At 68.2% G+C, this 19,396-nt stretch carries 16 protein-coding genes and 6 tRNA genes; 19 read left to right on the top strand and 3 right to left on the bottom strand.

The window, feature by feature from the left end; translation table 11 throughout:
• The first annotated feature begins 269 nt into the window (after positions 1 to 269).
• Positions 270 to 1,340: a hypothetical protein gene (locus H6A07_RS00820; protein WP_204812405.1), complete on the top strand. Its 1,071-nt coding sequence runs from the start codon at positions 270 to 272 to the stop codon at positions 1,338 to 1,340.
• Positions 1,341 to 1,580: 240 nt separating this feature from the next.
• Here H6A07_RS00820 and thrB read toward each other — a convergent pair whose 3' ends face one another.
• Complete coding sequence (gene thrB / locus H6A07_RS00815) at positions 1,581 to 2,489, bottom strand: homoserine kinase (RefSeq protein WP_342636520.1); 909 nt, start codon at positions 2,487 to 2,489, stop codon at positions 1,581 to 1,583.
• Complete coding sequence (gene thrC, locus H6A07_RS00810; RefSeq protein ID WP_204812404.1) at positions 2,486 to 3,967, bottom strand: threonine synthase; 1,482 nt, start codon at positions 3,965 to 3,967, stop codon at positions 2,486 to 2,488. The genes thrB and thrC overlap by 4 nt, the downstream gene beginning before the upstream one ends.
• A 97-nt stretch (positions 3,968 to 4,064) precedes the next feature.
• On the opposite strand from thrC, the gene H6A07_RS00805 reads away from it, so the two are divergent.
• From H6A07_RS00805 to H6A07_RS00735, 15 genes are all read left to right on the top strand, one after another.
• The gene (locus H6A07_RS00805) at positions 4,065 to 5,195 is read left to right on the top strand and encodes a homoserine dehydrogenase (protein ID WP_204812403.1); all 1,131 of its coding nucleotides are present in this window, start codon (positions 4,065 to 4,067) and stop codon (positions 5,193 to 5,195) included.
• Between the two features lie 18 nt (positions 5,196 to 5,213).
• Entirely contained in the window at positions 5,214 to 6,545 is a 1,332-nt protein-coding gene (locus H6A07_RS00800) for an aspartate kinase (RefSeq protein ID WP_204812402.1), read from the top strand.
• Between the two features lie 87 nt (positions 6,546 to 6,632).
• Positions 6,633 to 7,643, top strand: a complete 1,011-nt coding sequence (locus H6A07_RS00795) for an aspartate-semialdehyde dehydrogenase (RefSeq protein ID WP_204812401.1) — start codon at positions 6,633 to 6,635, stop codon at positions 7,641 to 7,643.
• Positions 7,644 to 7,689: 46 nt separating this feature from the next.
• Positions 7,690 to 9,135 (top strand): alpha/beta fold hydrolase, encoded by a 1,446-nt coding sequence (locus H6A07_RS00790; RefSeq protein ID WP_204812393.1) that lies wholly within the window; start codon positions 7,690 to 7,692, stop codon positions 9,133 to 9,135.
• A gap of 248 nt (positions 9,136 to 9,383) precedes the next feature.
• Positions 9,384 to 10,133, top strand: coding sequence for a Fic family protein (locus H6A07_RS00785; protein WP_204812392.1), 750 nt, complete (start codon positions 9,384 to 9,386; stop codon positions 10,131 to 10,133).
• A gap of 2 nt (positions 10,134 to 10,135) precedes the next feature.
• On the top strand, positions 10,136 to 10,312 hold the full coding sequence (locus H6A07_RS00780; RefSeq protein WP_204812391.1) for a hypothetical protein: 177 nt from the start codon (positions 10,136 to 10,138) through the stop codon (positions 10,310 to 10,312).
• An 85-nt stretch (positions 10,313 to 10,397) separates the two neighbouring features.
• Positions 10,398 to 10,473: transfer RNA gene (locus H6A07_RS00775), tRNA-His, on the top strand.
• A 13-nt stretch (positions 10,474 to 10,486) separates the two neighbouring features.
• A tRNA-Lys gene (locus H6A07_RS00770) sits at positions 10,487 to 10,562 on the top strand.
• A gap of 4 nt (positions 10,563 to 10,566) precedes the next feature.
• A tRNA-Lys gene (locus tag H6A07_RS00765) sits at positions 10,567 to 10,642 on the top strand.
• A gap of 49 nt (positions 10,643 to 10,691) precedes the next feature.
• Positions 10,692 to 11,474 (top strand): DNA/RNA non-specific endonuclease, encoded by a 783-nt coding sequence (locus H6A07_RS00760; protein WP_204812390.1) that lies wholly within the window; start codon positions 10,692 to 10,694, stop codon positions 11,472 to 11,474.
• 1 nt (position 11,475) lies between these two features.
• The gene (locus tag H6A07_RS00755) at positions 11,476 to 12,054 is read left to right on the top strand and encodes an NUDIX hydrolase (RefSeq protein WP_204812389.1); all 579 of its coding nucleotides are present in this window, start codon (positions 11,476 to 11,478) and stop codon (positions 12,052 to 12,054) included.
• Positions 12,055 to 12,090: 36 nt separating this feature from the next.
• A tRNA-Arg gene (locus tag H6A07_RS00750) sits at positions 12,091 to 12,167 on the top strand.
• Between the two features lie 152 nt (positions 12,168 to 12,319).
• Entirely contained in the window at positions 12,320 to 13,321 is a 1,002-nt protein-coding gene (locus H6A07_RS00745; RefSeq protein WP_204812388.1) for a 1-phosphofructokinase family hexose kinase, read from the top strand.
• 104 nt (positions 13,322 to 13,425) lie between these two features.
• A complete protein-coding gene (gene ptsP / locus H6A07_RS00740) occupies positions 13,426 to 15,129 on the top strand; it encodes a phosphoenolpyruvate--protein phosphotransferase (protein WP_204812387.1) in 1,704 nt (567 codons plus the stop codon).
• A 134-nt stretch (positions 15,130 to 15,263) separates the two neighbouring features.
• On the top strand, positions 15,264 to 16,007 hold the full coding sequence (locus tag H6A07_RS00735) for a transposase (RefSeq protein ID WP_204812385.1): 744 nt from the start codon (positions 15,264 to 15,266) through the stop codon (positions 16,005 to 16,007).
• A gap of 27 nt (positions 16,008 to 16,034) precedes the next feature.
• Here H6A07_RS00735 and H6A07_RS00730 read toward each other — a convergent pair whose 3' ends face one another.
• Positions 16,035 to 16,958, bottom strand: coding sequence for a diacylglycerol/lipid kinase family protein (locus tag H6A07_RS00730; protein WP_204812384.1), 924 nt, complete (start codon positions 16,956 to 16,958; stop codon positions 16,035 to 16,037).
• Positions 16,959 to 17,044: 86 nt separating this feature from the next.
• Here H6A07_RS00730 and H6A07_RS00725 point away from each other — a divergent pair.
• From H6A07_RS00725 to gdhA, 3 genes are all read left to right on the top strand, one after another.
• Positions 17,045 to 17,121: transfer RNA gene (locus H6A07_RS00725), tRNA-Pro, on the top strand.
• A gap of 6 nt (positions 17,122 to 17,127) precedes the next feature.
• Positions 17,128 to 17,201: transfer RNA gene (locus H6A07_RS00720), tRNA-Gly, on the top strand.
• A 242-nt stretch (positions 17,202 to 17,443) separates the two neighbouring features.
• Positions 17,444 to 18,799 carry an NADP-specific glutamate dehydrogenase gene (gene gdhA / locus H6A07_RS00715; protein ID WP_204812383.1) on the top strand — a complete coding sequence of 452 codons (1,356 nt, stop codon included), beginning with the start codon at positions 17,444 to 17,446 and terminating at the stop codon, positions 18,797 to 18,799.
• The last annotated feature ends 597 nt before the right edge of the window (positions 18,800 to 19,396 follow it).

Here is a 19,396-nt window from a genome sequence, read left to right as displayed (position 1 = left end):
AACAACTGAAACCATCTGACCGCCGGGGACTTATCTGGGTCGCCCTGAGCTGGCCTTCTCTAATCGGATGGGCTTATCTGGGTCAAACTGGTTCCATATGTTTGCCCAGGCAACGAAGGGGGAGGGTGGCGAGGGGAGGGGCGCGGGCGGCGGACGAGAAGAACGTCTTGCTGTTCCCTGACACGAAGCTGTCGTTTAGGTTTGCGTCGGTTTGGGACGTCGGCGACCTGAGCGGCTTTCTCCCGCACCGTTATGGGAGGGAGGCTGCCATGGACGAGCTCTGCATCGGATATCACAGCGGCGTCGCGCTCTGGAGGGAGGCCCGCCGTGCCGTGGATCGCCAGACGCGCTGCGATACGCTCATCGACCTGCTCTTTGACGAGGGAGCGCTGGTCGACCGCTCGGCGCTGCCCGTCCCCACGTCACTGATCCGCGCGCCGGAGCGCGTCAACGGCGGCGTGCTCGGGCGCGTCCTTGATTCGGAGCGGCTCCTGCTCGACGGTCCCGTGGACTGTCTGGTGTCCCGGCAGGCCGGTCGGGCGCACGTCCCCGGGGCGGTGCGCCACCTCTGCGGCGGCGCCTACCCCGCCGGCTCGTTCTGTCGGACGGCGGAAGGCGCGCTCGTCGCGTGTGCGCCCCTCTGCATCGTGCAGGTCGCGCCCGCGCTGGGCGACGTCGCCGTCATCGAGCTGCTCAGCGAGTTCATGGGCTACTTCGTGCCGGATGCCGCGTCCCCGACCGGCCTTCGACACGCGCCTCCCGCGTTCACTGCGGCCGAGTTCAGGGCCTGGTTCTCCGAGCTGGCCCGCGTGCGGGATGCGGCCGGACAGCGGCTTCCCCGGGGCGCCCGGCGCGTCCGCTCGCTGCTCGAGCTGGCCGTGCAACGCGCCGCGTCCCCCGGCGAGGCTCGCGTGGCGCTCGTGCTCTCCCTCCCGACCAAGATGGGCGGCTACGGCCTCCCCGTGCCCCGGCTCAACGCCGCGATCTGGCTCCCGGCGGCCGCGACCCGCGCGTACGGGGTGGACCGCTTCGTGTGCGACCTCATCTGGGACGACGGGACCATCGTGGAGTACAAAGGCGAGGCCGTCCACAAGCAGCCGTCCCGGCGGGCGACGGACGCGCGGAAGGAGAACATCCTCAACCACGTGGGCAACCGGGTGATCGTGGTCGAGAAGTACCAGCTCGCGTCCAAGGCGATGACCGATGAGGTCGCGCTCATGGTGTCGGAGCGGCTGGGGGTCCCGGTCGACCTGGAGGACCCGGACTTCCGGTGTCGGCAGCCGCTTCTGCGCCGCGACCTTCTCAGCTCCTGGGTGACCTGCGAGCGCCCCGCCGCGTGACGGCGCCGTCGATTCCGTGTTGGCGGCCACCCCCGCCGTCCTTCTCGTTGTCTGGGCAAACATGTGGAACCACTTCGACCCAGATAGCGCCAGCTTTTCAAGAAAGGCCAGCTCAGAGCGACCCAGATAGCGAAAGGGGCAGGAGATGGTTTCAGATATTTGCCCAGACAAGGAGGGGCGGGAGCAGAACGGGGGGCGGGAGAAGGACAGCCGAGAAGGACGGCCGAGAAGGACGGACACCTAGTGGACCTCGACGGTGGTGCCGAGAGTGTTGGCGGGCAGGGTGCGCAGCCAGTAGCCGGGGCACGTCGCGGCGAGCGCGTCGGCCACGTGCGCCGCCGCCTCGTCGCCGTCGGCCACGGCGAGCATCGTGGAGCCCGAGCCGGAGATCATGAACGCGCAGGCCCCGGCGCCCAGGGCCGCCGCTCGCAGCGCCTCGTAGTCGGGGATGAGCTGCGCGCGGTACGGCTCGTGCAGCCGGTCGTGGCACGCCGCGCCGAGCAGCACCGCGTCGCCGAGCTCGAGCGCGCGCACCGTGGCCACGACCCGGCCCATCTGCCAGACGGCCGTCTCGCGCGAGACCTCCTCGGGAAGCACGCGGCGCGCGTCGGCCGTGCGGACCTCGTAGGGCGGCGCGATGGCAACGAAGCGCAGGTTGTCGGCTACGTCCATGCGGGTCGAGGTGGTTGCGTCGCCGTCGACGAACGAGCTCACGAGCCCGCCGAGAAGCGCCGGCGCCACGTTGTCGGGGTGACCCTCCTCCGCGCAGGCGAGCTCGAGCGCTCGCCTGCGGTCAAAGCCGTCGCCGGCGAGCGCCATCGCGGCGGCGATGCCGGCAATCACGCACGCGGAGCTCGACCCCAGGCCGCCGGAGAGCGGGATGGGGGAGAGGATCGTTATGTGGAGCGGAAACGCCTCCACGCCCAGCCGCTCGCAGGCGCCGAGGTAGCTCTGCCAGACGAGGTTGTCCTCGCCGCGAAAGCGCTCCTCGCAGCCTACGATCTCCAGACGCTCGGCGGGCGCCATGAGAAAGGTCGCCGTGAGGTCGAGCGCGATGCCCAGGCAGTCAAAGCCCACGCCCACGTTCGCGCTCGTCGCGGGCACGCGCACGATCGCGACCGGGCGCTCCTGTCCGTCGGCCCCGATCACAGAAACACCCGCGCGCAGGCGGACTCCACATACGCGCCCACGCGGTCGGGGTCGCAGACGTCGTCGTGCAGGACCTCACCGGCGCGCAGGCCCGAGAGCTGCGGCGGCGCCACGGTGCCCGTGAGGCGCTCGAGGGCGTCCATGCAGGCAAAGCCGTTCATGCCGTCGGTGACCTCGCCGAGCGCGGCCAGGACGTCGGCGCAGAACTTGTAGGGACTCGCCGTGGAGAGGCAGACGCGCTCCGTGCCGTCGCTCGGCGTCGCGTCCAGCACGTGCTTGGCCACGGCCGTGTGCGGGTCGATGAGGACGTCGAGCTCGCGCCAGGCGTCGCGGATGGTCGCGCGCGTGGCCTCGTCGTCGGCGCGCCCGCAGGAGAAGACGGAGCGAATCTCGTCCATGACGCGGTCGGGCACGGTGTAGACGCCCTTCTCGGCAAGGTCGGCCATGAGGGAGGCCACGAGCTCGCAGTCGCCGTCGGAGGCAAAGTAGAGCAGGCGCTCCAGGTTGGAGGAGACGAGGATGTCCATCGAGGGCGAGATGGTCTTGTGGAAGTCGCGCCGGCGGTCGTAGGTGCCGGTCGTGAGGAAGTCCGTGAGCACGTCGTTGGCGTTGGAGGCCACGATGAGGCGGCGCACGGGCAGGCCGAGGCGCTTGGCGTAGTAGCCGGCGAGGACGTCGCCGAAGTTGCCGGTGGGCACGCAGAAGGTGACCTCGTCGCCGGGGCGGACGGCCGCGCGGCGCACGAGCTGCGCGTAGGCGTCGAAGTAGTAGGTCACCTGCGGCGCGAGGCGGCCCACGTTGATCGAGTTGGCGCTCGAGAGCGCGACGCCGCGCCCGGCGAGGCGCGCCGCGAGCTCGCGGTCGGCGAAGACGCGCTTGACCTGGCCCTGGCAGTCGTCGAAGGTGCCGTTGACGGCGCACACGGCCACGTTGCCCCCGAGCTGGGTCACCATCTGGAGGCGCTGGATGTCGGAGACCTTGCCGGCGGGGTAGAACACCGTGACGCCCATGCCCTCCACGCCCGCGAAGCCGTCGAGCGCGGCTTTGCCGGTGTCGCCGGAGGTGGCGGTGACGATCATAATCTTCTCGCCGTCCGCGCCGCGCGCCACGCGCATGAGCTGGGGCAGCATCTGCAGCGCCACGTCCTTGAAGGCGCAGGTGGGGCCGTGGTAGAGCTCGAGCAGCCAGTCGGTGCCGAGCGGCGTCACCGGGCAGACGGCCTCGTTGTCCCACTGCGCGCCATAGGCCGCCTCCACGCAGCTCGCGAGCTCGTCTTCCGTATAGTCGTCCAGGAGCGTCCCCAGCACGAGGCGCGCGGTCTCGTGGTAGGTCTGGCCGCACACGGCCTCCAGCGAGAGGCGCTTCTCGCCCAGCTCGTCGGAGACGTAGAGGCCGCCGTCCGGGGCGATCCCGGCGAGGATAGCTTGCTTGCTTGTTACGGAATTCGCGCCCGAGCGCGTGCTGTGATAGAACGACATGGTGCTCCTTGCGTCGAGGCGTGCCGGCACCTAGCTATCATAGCCGCAGCGCAGGGCGCACGCCCCGACGGACACACACTCGAAAGATTGGACGCCCATGAAGATTGCCATCCTCGGCTACGGGACGGTCGGCCGCGGCGTTGACCGGATCATCGCCGAGCGCGTGGACGGCGTCGAGGTGACGCGCATCCTCGAGCTGCCGGACCGTCTGAGCGACCCCCGCATGACCGCGAGCTACGACGAGATCCTCGCGGACGAGAAGATCGAGCTTGTCGTCGAGTGCATGGGCGGCCTGGAGCCGGCGCGCACCTACGTCATGGCCGCGCTTGAGTCCGGCCGGCACGTGGTCACGTCCAACAAGGCCGTGGTCGCGGCGCACTTCGCCGAGTTCGCGGCGGCGTCGGCGGCCTCCGGCGCGGGCCTCTACGTGGAGGCGGCGGTCGGCGGCGGCGTGCCGTGGATCGCGAGCGTCGAGAAGGTCCGCAGGATCGACGAGGTCACGTCCTTCTCGGGCATCATGAACGGCACGACCAACTACATCGTCGACGCCATGCGCCGGCAGGGCGCGGAGTTCGACGCGGTGCTCGCCGAGGCGCAGCGCCTGGGCTACGCCGAGCGCGACCCCTCTGCCGACATCGACGGCATCGACGTCCTCAACAAGACGATCATCTCGGCCTCCGTGGCCTTTGACGTGGCGTGCGAGAAGAACCTCCCCGCGTCGGGCATCCGCAACCTCACGAAGGCCGACCTCGAGCTCTTTGCCGCGCACGGGCGCACGGTGAAGCTGCTCGGCCACGGCCTCGCCTCCGAGGGGCGCTACGCCGCCGCCGTGGAGCCGGTGGCCGTCGCGGCCGACTCGCTCGAGGCCAACGTCCCCGGCAACTTCAACCTGCTCACGCTCGAGGGCACGACGGTCGGCGAGCTGAGGTTCTACGGACAGGGGGCGGGCAGCCTCCCCACCGGCAACGCGATCGTCCAGGACGTGCTCGACTGCGCGACCGGCGCGCGCCGCCCCGTCTACGACTTCTCGCGCCCGCTCGCCTACGACCCCACGCTGCTGCGCGCGGACTACGTGCTGCGCACGACCGCCGAGCTCGGGGACGCCGAGGCATACGGGTCGGGCGCCCTTCTCGTCCGCGACCTCACCGCCGAGGCGGCGCGGGCCCTGCTCGACGAGGCGCTCGCCGCCGACCCCACCACGTTCATGGCCGCGCTCCCCGCGGCATAGAAAGGCCAGGTTCACCGCATGATCAAGATCGCCAAGTTCGGAGGGTCGTCCGTCGCGTCCGCCGAGCAGTTCCGCAAGGTCAAGGGCATCGTCGAGGCCGATCCCGACCGCCGCTTCGTGGTGGTCTCCGCCGTCGGCAAGCGCTTCTCGGCCGACAACAAGATCACCGACCTCCTGCTGCTCGTGAACGCGCACGTCCAGTATCACGTGGACTGCACCGCGCTTCTCGCCGACATCGAGCAGCGCTTCGTCGACATCGCCGACGAGCTGGGCCTCAAGTGGCCGGTGCACGAGAAGTTCGAGCTCTTTGCCAAGAACATCAAGAAGCACTCGCCCGAGTACGTGGTCTCCCGCGGCGAGTGGTTCACCGCGCACCTCATGGCCGAGTACCTGCAGATGCCCTTCGTTGACGCTGCCGACGTGGTGGTCTTCCACCACAACGGCGAGGTGGACATGGAGCGCACCGCCGTGCGCCTGAAGGACGTCATGGTGCGCGAGGGCTCCTTCGTGCTGCCGGGCTTCTATGGCGCCACGGTGGACGGCCAGATCAAGCTCTTCCAGCGCGGCGGCGGCGACATCACAGGCGCCATCCTCGCGCGCTGCATCGACGCCGGGCTCTACGAGAACTGGACCGACGTCTCCGGCTTCCTCTCCGCCGACCCGCGCATTGTGGACCACCCGCGCTCCATCCGCCGCATCACCTTCGACGAGATGCGCGAGCTCTCCTACATGGGCGCCTCGGTGCTGCAGGAGGAGGCCATCTTCCCGGTGCGCGAGGTCAACATCCCCATCCAGATCAAGAACACCAACCGGCCGCAGGACGAGGGCACGATCATCCGCGAGCGCGCCCGCGCCGGCGAGGACGAGCACCTGATCACCGGCATCGCCGGCAAGAAGGACTTCATCTCGGTGCACGTCAAGAAGGCGCACATGTCCAACGAGGTGGGCTTCGTCCGCCGCGCCCTCTCGATCCTGGAGCGCTACGGGGTCTCCGTGGAGCACATCCCCACGGGCGTGGACTCGTTTTCTGTGGTGGTGAACGGCGCCGACGTGCGCGACTCGATCTACTCCATCGTCTCCGACATCCGCCGCGAGCTGGAGCCGGACGACATCACGATGGTGGACAAGCTCGCGCTGATCTCCGTCGTGGGCCGCAACATGTCCAAGAGAAGCGGCACCTCCGGCAAGATCTTCGGCGCGCTCGGCGAGGCGGGCGTCAACATCCGCATGATCACGCAGAGCTCGCAGGAGATCTCGATCATCATGGGCGTCAACAACGACGACTTTGACCGTGCCATCCAGGTGATCTACGACCGCTTTGTCCGCGACGAGATGGTCACCGCCGCCTAGCTGTAAATTGGGGACAGTCCCCAATTTACAGAAAAGATTTATGCGAGACGGAGCCTATCCGGCTCGCGCGTCACGAGAGGAACCGCCATGAGCGAGAAGACCGTTGCCATTCTCGGCGCCACCGGCGTGGTGGGCCAGCAGATGCTCCAGTGCCTGGAGGAGCGCGACTTCCCGGTGGGGCGCCTGGTCCCGCTGGCCTCCGAGCGATCCGTGGGCAAGCCCGTGCGCTTTCGCGGCGAGGACGTTGCCTGCCGACTCGCCGAGCCGGATGCCTTCGAGGGCGTGGACATCGTTCTCGGCGCCGCTGACGACGCCACCGCCCGTGCGCTCATGCCCGAGGCCGTGCGCCGCGGCGCCGTATGCGTGGACAACTCGCACGCCTTCCGCATGGACGCCGACGTGCCGCTCGTCGTGCCGGAGATCAACGCTGCGGACATCGCGAGCCATCACGGCATCATCGCCAACCCCAACTGCGCCACGATCATAGGCCTCGTGCCCGTGTGGCCGCTCCACCAGCTCGCGGGCGTGACGCGCCTCGTCGTCTCCACCTACCAGGCCGCCTCGGGCGCCGGCAAGCCCGGCCTCGACGAGCTCGTGCGCGAGATCGGCTGCGTGGCGGCCGGCGAGCCGGTGGGGGAGAGCAAGCCCTTCCAGTACCAGCTCGCGGAGAACCTCATCCCGCAGATCGGCGGCTTCAAGGACGAGGGCTACACCTCCGAGGAGCTCAAGATGCTCAACGAGGGCCGCAAGATCATGCACCTGCCTGAGCTGCGCGTGAACTGCACCTGCGTGCGCGTGCCGGTGGTGCGCTCGCACTCCGAGTCCATCACGGCGGAGTTCGAGCGCCCCCTCTCCGTGGAGGAGGCGCGTGCGGCGCTCGAGGCGGCGCCGGGCGTGAAGGTGGTGGACGAGCCGGCCGCGAGCCGCTATCCCATGCCGCTCGAGACCTCCGACCAGGACCTCATCTACGTCGGCCGCATCCGCCGCGACCTCTCCGCGCCCGAGGGCGTGAGCGCGCTCACGTTCTGGTGCTGCGGCGACCAGATCCGCAAGGGCGCCGCCACCAACGCCGTGCAGATTGCGGAGCACCTGGTCTAGGGGCGGGCGGAACCGCATCGACCGCCTCGTCGCGAAGGGGAGCCCCATGGCGCTTCTCGCCAGCTACTGCCTGCCCGGCCTCGCTGTGGAGGACCGTGCTATCAGCGTGCCGCTTGACTGGCGGGGGACGTCTCCTGCGCGGCTGGCGGGTGTCTCGGGAGCCCCGACCTCAGCGCTCGCGGAGGCCTCGGCTGCCGAGAAGTGCGACCCCGCGTTTGAGGGCCGCTCGCTGCGGCTCTTCTACCGCGTGCTCTGCGCGCCGGAAAACGTTGGGCGCGACCTGCCGTACCTTGTCTACCTTCAGGGCGGTCCGGGCGGCGCCGGCCCGCGCCTCACCTCGCCGACAAGCGACGGCTGGGTCGCTGAGGCCGTGCGCCACTTCCGCGTGATCCTGCCTGACCAGCGCGGCACCGGGCGCTCCAGCCGCGTGGACGGCGCCGCAATCGCGCGCGAGGGAGACGCCACCGCGCAGGCCCGATTCCTCAAGCGCTTCCTCGCCGACTCGATCGTCCGTGACTTCGAGTACCTGCGCCTTGCCGAGCTAGGCGGCGCGCGCTGGGTCACGCTCGGTCAGAGCTACGGCGGCTTTCTCACGCTCACCTACCTCTCCACGTTCCCGGGTGCCGCGGCCGCAAGCTTCACCTGCGGCGGCATACCGCACGTCCCGACGAGTGCGGACGAGGTCTACGCCCACACGTTCCCGCGCATGGTCGCCAAGACGGGCCTCCTCTACGAGCGCTACCCTGACGACGAGCGCCGCCTCGCGCTTCTCGCCGAGCGCGCTGTCGTCGGTGACCTGCGCCTGCCCGACGGCTCGCCGCTCTCGCCGCGCCGCCTGCAGTCGCTGGGGCAGGGCCTTGGCATGAAGCCGGGCCATGAGCGGCTGCACAACCTCCTCGACCTCGCCTTCTCGGTTGGTGACGGTTCTGCGGAGGCAGCCCTCGCCGCAGCGGGCGGCAACGTCGAGAAGGTCGAGGTATCGCCGGCGTTTCTCGCCGGGGCGTGGGAGGCCACCAACGTGGTATCGAACCCGCTCTACTGGGTGCTCCAGGAGCTCATCTACTCGGACGGCGAGCTGGCCCGGCCGATCGCGTGGGCTGCGGAGCGCGCGCGGTCAGGTCGCCCTGAGTTCTCGCCGGACGCCCGGCCGCTCATGCTCACCGGCGAGGCGTGCTTCCCGTGGATGTTCGAGGAGACGCCGGAGCTGGCGCCGTTTGCGGGCGCGATGGGAGAGCTCATGCGCGACACGAGCTTCGGTCGGCTCTACGACCCTGCGGTTCTTCTCGCCAACGAGACCCCGCTCCAGGCGGCCGTCTACTTCGACGACCTCTACGTGGACTCCGGCCTGCAGCTCGACACGCTCTTCCGCGTGGGCGCGAGCCACGCCTGGGTCACCAACGAGTTCGAGCACGACGGCCTGCACGGTGAGCGCGTCTTCAGGCACCTGCTCGAGGAGGCCCGCGACCGCGGCGACCTTGCGGGTGTGCTGTAGCGGAGCCCTCCTCGGCGAGAATAACGCACAGAATCGTACATGTGCGTTATTTCCACCTGCGGATATAGAAAGTTGTGCTTGATTTTGTGCGTTGTTCCGCGTGGGACGAGGCAGGCGGGCGAGAAGGACGGAGGGCCCGCCGCACGCCCCCTCCGCCGAGCCGTCCGCGCCTCTGGCAGAGAGGGCGCGCCCGAACGCCGCCCCCGGCGCTACAATGCCCCAAACAGGTCCAGGACGGGAGGCACGCCATGGCAGATTCGCTGAAGCCGCAGTACGACGAGCTCGTCGCCAGGTGGGCCGCGCTCGCGCCCGAGCGGCGCGAGGAGCTGCTCGCGGAGTTTGTGCCCGACTATGTCTACAACTCCGAGAAGATCGAGAACTCCGAGCTCACGTACGAGACCGTGAGGCAGATCGTGGAGACCGGCGGCGTCACGGGCTACACCGGTGACGTCCAGCTGCTCATAGAGACCTACAACCTCAAGCTCTCCTGGGACCTCGCGCGCGTCAAGCTCGCCGAGAACCCGTGCCTCTCCGAGGAGCTCATCCAGGAGGCGCAGGGTCTCGTCACGATGGGAACCTACGACGAGAAGCGCCTGCTCGCCGGCGAGCGCCCGGGAACCTTCAAGCTCGAGAACTACGTGGGCGGCCCGGCGAGCGTGGGCATCCCCGCGGCCGAGGTCCCGCGCGAGGTGGGCCTGCTCGCCGATGACGTGAACACCTATCTGGAGGAGGGCGAGCGCCGCCTCACCATCGCGGCCTACCTCCACGCCAAGCTCTTTGACATCCACCCCTTCGCCGACGGCAACGGGCGCACGGCGCGCCTGCTCATGAACGGCGTGCTGCTCGCGATGGGCATGCCTCCGATCGTGATCCACGCGCAGAACCACGCCGCCTACCACGCGGCGCTCGACGTGTTCCACCTGGAGGGCGACCTCGGCCCGCTCAGGCGCTTCCTTCGCTCCGAGACGATGCTCACCTGGGAGGGCCTGCTCGACTAGCCATGGGCAGCCCCTTCGACTTCAACCGAGACGGGCGCTGGTCGACCTCAGAGCGCGCGTTCACGCACTATGGCGTGGACCCGCTCATGCGGGAGGGCGGCGGCTCCGGGTGCGGATGCGGCGGCTGCCTCTCCGTGCTTATCGGCGTGGTCATCTTTCTTTTCGTCTTCCTGATGTGAAGATGGCCTCGTCCCAAAAAAGTCCTTGCATCGCGCCGCGCGGTCTTGCATAATAGTCGAGCTGCTTCACGAGGTGGCAAAAATGGTGGGTGTAGCTCAGTTGGCAGAGCGACGGACTGTGGCTCCGTAGGTCGAGGGTTCGAGACCCTTCGCCCACCCCATTTAATCGAATACGGATCGTTAGCTCAGCTGGTAGAGCAGGGGACTCTTAATCCCAAGGTCCAGGGTTCGAACCCCTGACGATCCACCATTTTGGATCGTTAGCTCAGCTGGTAGAGCAGGGGACTCTTAATCCCAAGGTCCAGGGTTCGAACCCCTGACGATCCACCACGATATGCGGGGGCCGTCGAGAGACGGCCCTTTCTCGTAAGGAGGGTCCATGCCGAGAAGGACGCGGAGCACGCCGAGAAGAATGTCGCCTCGCGGCCCGCTCGCCCTGCTCGCCGCCCTGCTCGTCGCGGCCGCGTCCGTCATCGGCTCCGGGGCGCTCTCCCTGCCGGGCGCCCCGCAGGCCCCGCTCGAGCGCCTCTCCGAGCGCCAGGCCGGCTGGACGGCGTGGGACGCCGACGCCTGCCCCGACTACTACCGGGTCGTGGGCACGGCGGTCGTGGACGTCGAGCTCGAGCCCGGCGAGGTGCGCTACGAGGGCCTCGACGAGCTCGGGCGCACGGGCCGCGTGGCGGCGTGCGTGACGCCCGAGATAGCGCAGGCCGGCAGCGAGCGCGAGCGGGAGGACATCTCCGACATCCGCCCCGCCGGCTGGGGCCACAACGAGGAGGTGGCCATCGCCATGCCCGACGGCAGCACCTATCACGGCTACCTCTTCAACCGCAGCCACCTGCTCGCAAAGTCGCTCGGCGGGGACGATGCCGACTACAACCTCGTCACGGCCACGCGCACGCAGAACGTCGGCGACAACCGGGGCCAGGACGGCGGGATGGCCTACGCCGAGGGCGTCGCGCGCGAGTGGCTGCGCGCCCACCCCGAGGGCACGCTCTACTACTCCGCCACGCCTGTCTACGAGGGGGACGAGCTCCTCTGCCGCAGCGTCATCGTGGACATGCGCTCCTCCGACGGCAGCGTCGACCAGGAGGTCGAGGTCTACAACGCGGCGGCGGGCTTTGAGATCGACTACGCGACCGGCGAGTTCAGGGAGGTATGACATGGCTGAGGGGCTTGAGGCGATCCGGCGCGCGCTCGCGTGCGACCCGGCGCTCCGCGAGGAGGTCGTCCGTCGAGAGCGCCCCTGGGAGGGGAGGATCTTCTCGGTCGAGCTCCTGGAGGTGGAGCTCTCCGACGGCTCCCGCGACGGGCGCGAGCTGGTGCGCCATCACGGGGGAGCCGGCGTGGTCGCCGTGCGGGACGGGAGCGTCTGCCTCGTGCGCCAGTACCGCGTGGCCCTTGGGCGCATGACGCTCGAGATCCCCGCCGGCAAGGTCGACCCGAGCGAGCCGCGCGACGTCTGCGCCGCCCGCGAGCTCACCGAGGAGACGGGGCTCGTCGCCGAGCGGCTCGAGCTGCTCACGGAGTCCTACGGGGCGCCGGGCTTCACCGACGAGCACACCTCGGTCTACTTCGCGCACGGGCTCACGCAGGGCGAGGCGTCGCCCGATGAGGGGGAGTTCCTGAACGTCGTGTGGGTGCCGGTCGACGACGCGCTTGCGGCGATCCGCGCGGGGCTCATCGACGACGCCAAGACCGTCTCGGGCATTCTCGCGGCGAAGGCCTACGGGATGCTCTAGAATGGGTGCTCGCCGGCCGCGTGCCGGCTGTCGCGGGCGCCCTTAGCTCAGCTGGATAGAGCAGGGGACTTCTAATCCCAAGGTCGGGGGTTCGAATCCCTCAGGGCGCGCCATCGCTTGTCCGGGCCGGACCCACCTCCGTGGGCCCGGTCTTTTGCCGCCTCTCGCGGCGGCGAGCGGTTCGCTCGCAAAATTCCGGTAAGATGCGTGAGGCGATATGCGGCATACTGAACAGGTGCGAGTTGCCCGACGGAAGGAGCACGCGTTGATATACACGATGACGTTGAACCCCGCCCTCGACTACGTCATGCACCCCCTGACGCTCGACATGGGATTCACCAACCGCTCCTCCTCCGAGGAGCTGCACTGCGGCGGCAACGGAATCAACATCTCGACGCTGCTCAACGAGCTGGACGTCCCCAGCATCGCCATGGGCATCGCCGCCGGCTTCACCGGTGACTACCTCCTGCGCCGCCTGCAGGAGAAGGGCGTCGCGTTGAACTTCGTCCTTCTCGACCGCGGCTACACGCGCATCAACATCAAGCTCAACGGCATCGTCATGACGATGGTCAACGGCATGGGCCCCAAGATCCCGGAGAAGAAGGTCGACGAGCTCCTCTCCCGCATGGACGTGGTGGGTGCCGGTGACACGCTGGTCCTCACGGGCTCCATCCCCAACACCCTGCCCGAGGACATGTACATGCAGATCATGCACCGCCTGGGCGGCCGCGGCATCCAGTTCGTGGTCGACGCCCCCGGCCAGCTCCTGATGGAGTCCCTCGAGGCGCATCCCTTCCTCATCAAGCCCAACAACCACGAGGTCGGCCGCATCTTCGGCGTGGACATCGAGGAGCCCGAGGCGTGCATGCCCTACGCCCACAAGCTCCAGGAGGCGGGCGCCCGCAACGTCATCATCTCCTGCGGCGGGCACGGCTCGCTGCTGCTTGACGAGAACGGCGCCGAGCACGTGGTGCCCACGGCCAAGATCAGGCTCGTCAACGCCACCGGCGCCGGCGACTCCATGGTCGGCGGCTTCCTCGCCCAGGTCACGCGCGGCGCCGACTACGAGACCGCGCTGATCTTCGCCTCCGCGTGCGGCACGGCCACGGCGGCGAGCAAGGGCATCGCCAAGCGCTCGACGATCGACCGCGTCGTGGCGGCGCTCTACAAGAAGATGGGCCGTGCCATCCCCGGCACCATCGCGCGCGACATGGAGAACAACCGCGCCCGCGAGGCCGCGGAGGAGGGCTCCGCCGAGAAGAAGTAGTTCTCGCCGAGGGTCTCGCCGAGAGGGGTCGTTTACGCCCGCGAGGGCGTGACGTTACAGAGATAGGCCGCCTGGGCGGCCGGGACGACATAGGGGGAGTCCACATGTACGAGGGAGTCAACGCATCTGACGGCATCGGCATCGGCGTCGCGCGCGTCGCCGTCGAGCCCGACCTCAGCTTCACGCCGCACGCCCCGGAGGACGCCGGCGACGAGAAGCAGCGCTATTCCGCCGCCGTCGCCAAGTTCATCGAGCAGACGAACGCCCAGATCGCCCGCATGACCGAGACCGTCGGCGAGGAGGCCGCCGCCATCATGGGCGCCCACATCGAGTTCGCCGAGGACGAGGGCATCGTCGAGATGGTCAACGGCTCCATCGAGGCGGGCATGTGCGCCGAGCAGGCCGTCTCCGAGGCCTACGACATGTACTACAACATGTTCTCCAACATGGAGGACGAGCTCTTCCGCGAGCGCGCGGCCGACGTCGCCGACGTCAAGACCGGTCTTCTCGCCGACCTGCTGGGCCAGGAGCTCGTCGACCTCTCCACGCTGCCGGAGAACTCCGTCGTCGTGGTGCACGAGCTCACGCCGTCCATGACCGCGGACATCGACAAGGACAACGTCGCCGCCATCGTTACCGAGACCGGCGGCCGCACCTCCCACTCCGCGATCATCGCCCGCGCGCTGGAGATCCCGGCGGTCCTGTCCGTGGCCGACGTCACCACCGCAATCAAGTCCGGCGACATGGTCATCGTCGACGGCACGCGCGGCCGCGTGCTCGTGAACCCGGACGACAACGACCTCACGCACTACCGCGCCAAGGCGAAGCAGTACGCCGAGGAGAAGCTTGCGCTCGAGGCCTATCGCGGCAAGGAGACCGTGACCGGCGACGGCGACAAGGTCCTTCTCGTCGCCAACATCGGCAACCCGGACGACGCCAACGTCGCGGCCGAGCACGACTGCGAGGGCGTGGGCCTGTTCCGCTCCGAGTTCCTGTTCATGGACGCCAAGGAGCTCCCGAGCGAGGACGAGCAGTTCGCGGCCTACCAGAAGGTCGCGCTGCGCATGAAGAACCAGCCCGTCATCATCCGCACGCTCGACGTGGGCGGTGACAAGGAGATTCCGTACCTGCACCTCCAGAAGGAGGAGAACCCCTTCATGGGCTACCGTGCGGTGCGCTACTGCCTCGCCAACCCCGATCAGTACAAGGTCCAGCTTACGGCCCTGCTGCGCGCCTCGGCCTTCGGCGACATCAAGATCATGGTGCCGCTCGTGACCAACCTCGACGAGATCCGTCAGGTGAAGGCCCTCGTGGAGGAGTGCAAGGCGGACCTCGACGCCCGCGGCGTCTCCTACAACAAGGACATCGAGGTCGGCACGATGATCGAGACGCCCGCCGCGTCGCTGATCGCCGACGACCTGGCCGCCGAGTGCGACTTCTTCTCCATCGGCACCAACGACCTCATCGGCTACACGATGTGCGCCGACCGCGGCAACGACAAGGTGGGCTACCTCTACGACGTGTACCAGCCCGCCGTGCTGCGCTCGCTCAAGCGCATCATCGAGGAGGGCAACAAGGCCGGCATCATGGTCGGCATGTGCGGCGAGGCCGCGGCCGACCCGCTGCTCATCCCGGTGCTCATCTCCTTCGGCCTGAACGAGTTCTCCGTGAGCGCGCCGTCGATCCTGCGCACGCGCCGCATCATCTCCGAGTGGACCAAGGCCGACGCCGACGCCCTCACCGAGAAGGTCATGAAGCTCAAGACCGCCACCGAGGTCAAGGCCATGCTCCAGGCCGCCGCCCGCTAGCCTGTAAATTGGGTAAATTGGGGACAGTCCCCAATTAACACAAACATTTGATGCCGCTCGCCGAACCGTCGGCGGGCGGCATCTCTCTTGGCCGATTTGGGGTAAGACGCCTTCACGGGGAGATGGGGGTGCGCATGCCAAGAGGTCCAAGGGCGCTTTCTGATTCGGGCTACTACCACGTCGTCATGAGGGGCGCAGGCAAGCAGGTCATCTTTGAGGACGCGGGAGACTACGAGGAGTTCCTCTCGGTTCTCGACCGGGGAAGAACGTCATCCGGCGTGGACGTCATCGCCTGGTGCCTCATGAGCAACCACGTTCACCTGCTCGTCGGCGACCCGCTCGGCCATCTCAGCGACTTTGTCCACTGGGTGGCGACAACATACGCGCGCCGCTTCAACGACCGCTGGGGTCACGTGGGGCACGTCTTTCAGGAGCGGTTCCACAGCGTGCCAGTGACGGACGAGACGCAGCTTCTTCGTGCGGTGAGATACATTCACAACAACCCGTCCAAGGCGGGGCTGGCCGCGCCAGACGAGTATCCGTGGAGCAGCTACCGGGAGTATGTCGGGACGGCGCGCATATGCAGCACGTCCCCGGTGCTCGACCTCCTGGGCGGGTCGGAGGGCTTCGAGGGGTTTGCCAAGGCCGAGGACGCGCCGTACTTTCCGCAGTTTGCGAAGAGGGTCTCAGACGAGGACGCATCCGAGGCGGCCGCCGCAGTCGTCTGGCCGTCGACCGTGTCGGAGTTGAAGCAGCTCGGTCCCGCCACAAGGGACGAAAAGCTGAGGAGCATGCATGAGGCGGGGCTCTCCGTCAGGCAGATGGTTCGCCTGACCGGAATAGGGCGATACGCGATCGAGAGGGCCCTGCATCAATAGTTTCTGTTAATTGGGGACTGTCCCCAATTAACAGATGACGCGGAGGGCGAAGGGGATTACGTCGATCGAGAAGGACGTGCCCTCGAGGGCCTCCCCGTCGACCTGACAGGGCGGCGCGGCCGCGAACTCGAGTCGGGCGTGGCGCGTGCGGCGCGTCTCGACGACGCTCGAGCGGACGTGCCGCCCGGTCCGGGCGAGCCCGAAGAGGGCCAAGAGGCGCGGCAGGGACGGCTTGCGCGTGTTGTAGCAGACGTCGAGAAGCCCGTCGGCGGGGTCGGCGTCCGGGCAGATGCGAAAGCCCCCGCCGTAGCTTGGCCCCACCTGGACGGCGAAGACGAGCGTGGAGAGCTCGACGGGCTCCTCGTCGTCGAAGGTCGCCGTGCAGGGAAAGCCGCCCTTGGCGCGCGAGAGGATCCTGAGGCCCGACGTGACGAAGAGCGCCTCGCCCTCCTGGGAGGTGTCCTCCGCGCGCCGCCGCGTCGTGTCGAGCGCGATGGCCGCGTCCAGCCCGAAGGAGAGCGTCTCCATGAAGTAGGTGTCGTTCACGCGCCCGACCTCGAGCGGGCGCGCCCGTCCGCGCACGATCTGGGCGAGCGCCGCCTCGACGTCGTTTCTCGCCATGCCGAGCGTGCGCGCGTAGTCGTTGCCGGAGCCGAGCGGGACGACCCCGAGCCGGGGCCGCGCGTCCGCCGGGCGTTCCATGAGGCCGCAGACCGTCTCGTGGATGACGCCGTCGCCGCCCAGGACGAGCACTGTGTCAAACCCCTCGGCCGCCCCGGCGAGGGCGGTGGCGTCCCCGGGGCCGGCCGTGAGCCGCATCTCGTAGCCGTCGGTGACGGAGGAGTAGCTGGAGAGGAAGCGGCGGGCGAACTCCGCGCCGGCCGCCCCCTTGCCGCTGTGCGCGGCTGGGTTGGCGATGAGGAGCGTGCGCCCGAGCGGGGAGTCTGCCATGCGTGACCAATCTCCGTGGTTCTTCTCGCTTGCCCCATTCTACGCTTGCCCGCTGCGGGGAGCTCGCCTATACTTCTCCGTGCGACCGGGGCGTGGCGCAGCTTGGTAGCGCATCTGCTTTGGGAGCAGAGGGTCGCTGGTTCGAATCCAGTCGCCCCGACCACCGCACGCGGGTGTGGTTCAATGGTAGAACCTCAGCCTTCCAAGCTGATGACGCGGGTTCGATTCCCGTCACCCGCTCCAGAGTCTGTTCGAGCCCGGGCCTCGCGTCCGGGCTCTTCTGTTAGTTGGGGACTGTCCCCAATTAACAGTTTTGCGAGAAGAACACCTGTGGATTGCGCCTGTGTTTCATGTGTACGGAAGATTACGCGCGAGGTTCGGCGGCGTTACGCTTCGTGCCCGGATTTGTGTCTCCAGGTTTCAAAAACGTATCCTCTCTTCCGGAACTTTTGGCGCGGCGCAGCCGCCCGAGAAGGGAGAGAGACATGACGTATTCCGAGAGGATCATCGCCGACCTCGAGGCCCGCTACCCCGAGCAGACCGAGTTCATCCAGGCGGCCAAGGAGGTCCTGGAGACCCTGCAGCCCGCCCTCGACGCGCACCCCGAGTACGAGGAGAACGCCCTGCTCGAGCGTCTCGTCGAGCCCGAGCGCGTCATCATGTTCCGCGTGCCGTGGGTCGACGACGAGGGCAAGGTCCAGGTCAACCGCGGCTACCGCGTGGAGTTCAACTCCGCGATCGGCCCCTACAAGGGCGGCCTGCGCTTCAACCCCACCGTCACCGTGGGCATGCTCAAGTTCCTCGGCTTCGAGCAGATCTTCAAGAACAGCCTCACCACGCTGCCGATGGGCGGCGGCAAGGGCGGCGCGGACTTCGACCCCAAGGGCAAGTCCAACCGCGAGGTCATGGCCTTCTGCCAGTCCTTCATGACCGAGCTCTGCCGCCACATCGGCCCCAACACCGACGTCCCGGCCGGCGACCTGGGCGTGGGCGGCCGTGAGGTGGCCTACATGTTCGGCCAGTACAAGCGCATCCGCAACGAGTGGACCGGCGTCCTCACCGGCAAGGGCCTCACCTTCGGCGGCTCGCTCGCCCGCACCGAGGCCACCGGCTACGGCCTGGTCTACTTCGTCGACGAGTACCTCAAGAGCGCCGGCGACTCCTTCGAGGGCAAGAAGGTCGTCGTCCACGGCTCCGGCAATGTGGCCATCTACGCCATCCAGAAGGTCGCCCAGCTCGGCGGCACCGTCATCGCGGCCTCCGACACCAAGGGCTGGGTCGAGGACCCCGAGGGCATCGACTACCAGGTGCTCGAGCACATCTACAACAAGAAGCGCTCCGGCCACGACCAGGGCGTGAGCCTCGCGATGTACGTCGATGAGCGCCCGAACGCCACCTGGCACGAGGGCGACGGCCGCGGCGTCTGGCAGCTCCCCTGCGACATCGCGCTGCCCTGCGCCCGTGAGAACACGCTCACCCTCGAGGACGCGAAGGCCCTCGTGGCGGGCGGCTGCAAGGTCGTGGGCGAGGGCGCGAACATGCCCACCACGCCGGACGCCACCGCCTACCTCATGGAGAACGGCGTGGCCTTCATGCCCGGCAAGGCGGCCAACGCCGGCGGCGTGCTCGTCTCCGGCCTCGAGATGAGCCAGAACGCCGAGCACCTCTCCTGGACCTTCGAGGAGGTCGACGGCAAGCTCGAGAGCCTCATGCGCGGCATGTTCCACAACGTGGACGACACCGCCCGCGAGTACGGCCACGAGGGCAACTTCGTGATGGGCGCCAACATCGCCGGCTTCCTCAAGGTGGCCGAGGCCATGATGGCGCAGGGCGTGTGCTAGCCGTCGCCTGACCCGATACGCGCTGGGGGAGGCCCCTCCGGTTCTCACGCAAGAGTGTGCTTCGCAGAACTCTTGCTTAGAGAACCGGAGGGGCCTGCCGCGTATCGGGTCGCTCCTTCCGACGTATGAGGTTGTGCGCAGGGTTGGAGGGTGTGTGCGCGGTTGCAAGGTTGATGCTGATTGAGCAACCAATCTAGCTGCGGGTTCTTTGTATGAGGCTGGGTCTCGAAGGTGGAATTGTGCGCATAACCTACGGGAGCGCGCATAACCTTCCAGGCCATCTGGCGAGAAGAACGTGCGCCCCCCGTAACCGTCGAATATGTCCAGGCCGAATGGGGGTACAATGAGCTCGACGGCGGCCTACGCGTGGTGGCCTAGGCAGCGTCGTCTTTGGGTTCGGGGCCGCTAGCGCATGCGCTTGCGGCCCCTCGCCGTCTTACGTCGTCGACTACGCACTTCGGGAAGGGCGCCCACCACCGCAGCCACAAGTCCGACAAGAGCGGTCAGGAGCTTGAGGATTTGAATGGCGAGGTCCATTGGCAACTCACCTCCTCTCGCAAGGAGTGGCGCTGCCTGGTGCGCGGTCCCGCCGTCGAG

It is taken from the genome of Olsenella uli (genome assembly GCF_016899935.1).
Classification (GTDB): domain Bacteria; phylum Actinomycetota; class Coriobacteriia; order Coriobacteriales; family Atopobiaceae; genus Thermophilibacter; species Thermophilibacter uli_B.
Note: the sequence above shows the minus strand (reverse complement) of the source record. Positions and strands in the feature narration are given on the sequence as shown.

Excerpts from the sequence above, each read along its gene's own strand:
- H6A07_RS00795 (WP_204812401.1), top strand. The coding sequence starts at position 6,633 with ATGAGCGAGAAGACCGTTGCCATTCTCGGCGCCACCGGCGTGGTGGGC.
- thrC (WP_204812404.1), bottom strand. The coding sequence starts at position 3,967 with ATGTCGTTCTATCACAGCACGCGCTCGGGCGCGAATTCCGTAACAAGC.
- H6A07_RS00735 (WP_204812385.1), top strand. The coding sequence starts at position 15,264 with ATGCCAAGAGGTCCAAGGGCGCTTTCTGATTCGGGCTACTACCACGTC.
- H6A07_RS00785 (WP_204812392.1), top strand. The coding sequence starts at position 9,384 with ATGGCAGATTCGCTGAAGCCGCAGTACGACGAGCTCGTCGCCAGGTGG.
- H6A07_RS00820 (WP_204812405.1), top strand. The coding sequence starts at position 270 with ATGGACGAGCTCTGCATCGGATATCACAGCGGCGTCGCGCTCTGGAGG.
- H6A07_RS00800 (WP_204812402.1), top strand. The coding sequence starts at position 5,214 with ATGATCAAGATCGCCAAGTTCGGAGGGTCGTCCGTCGCGTCCGCCGAG.
- H6A07_RS00805 (WP_204812403.1), top strand. The coding sequence starts at position 4,065 with ATGAAGATTGCCATCCTCGGCTACGGGACGGTCGGCCGCGGCGTTGAC.
- H6A07_RS00780 (WP_204812391.1), top strand. The coding sequence starts at position 10,136 with ATGGGCAGCCCCTTCGACTTCAACCGAGACGGGCGCTGGTCGACCTCA.
- H6A07_RS00755 (WP_204812389.1), top strand. The coding sequence starts at position 11,476 with ATGGCTGAGGGGCTTGAGGCGATCCGGCGCGCGCTCGCGTGCGACCCG.
- gdhA (WP_204812383.1), top strand. The coding sequence starts at position 17,444 with ATGACGTATTCCGAGAGGATCATCGCCGACCTCGAGGCCCGCTACCCC.
- H6A07_RS00730 (WP_204812384.1), bottom strand. The coding sequence starts at position 16,958 with ATGGCAGACTCCCCGCTCGGGCGCACGCTCCTCATCGCCAACCCAGCC.
- ptsP (WP_204812387.1), top strand. The coding sequence starts at position 13,426 with ATGTACGAGGGAGTCAACGCATCTGACGGCATCGGCATCGGCGTCGCG.
- H6A07_RS00790 (WP_204812393.1), top strand. The coding sequence starts at position 7,690 with ATGGCGCTTCTCGCCAGCTACTGCCTGCCCGGCCTCGCTGTGGAGGAC.
- H6A07_RS00760 (WP_204812390.1), top strand. The coding sequence starts at position 10,692 with ATGCCGAGAAGGACGCGGAGCACGCCGAGAAGAATGTCGCCTCGCGGC.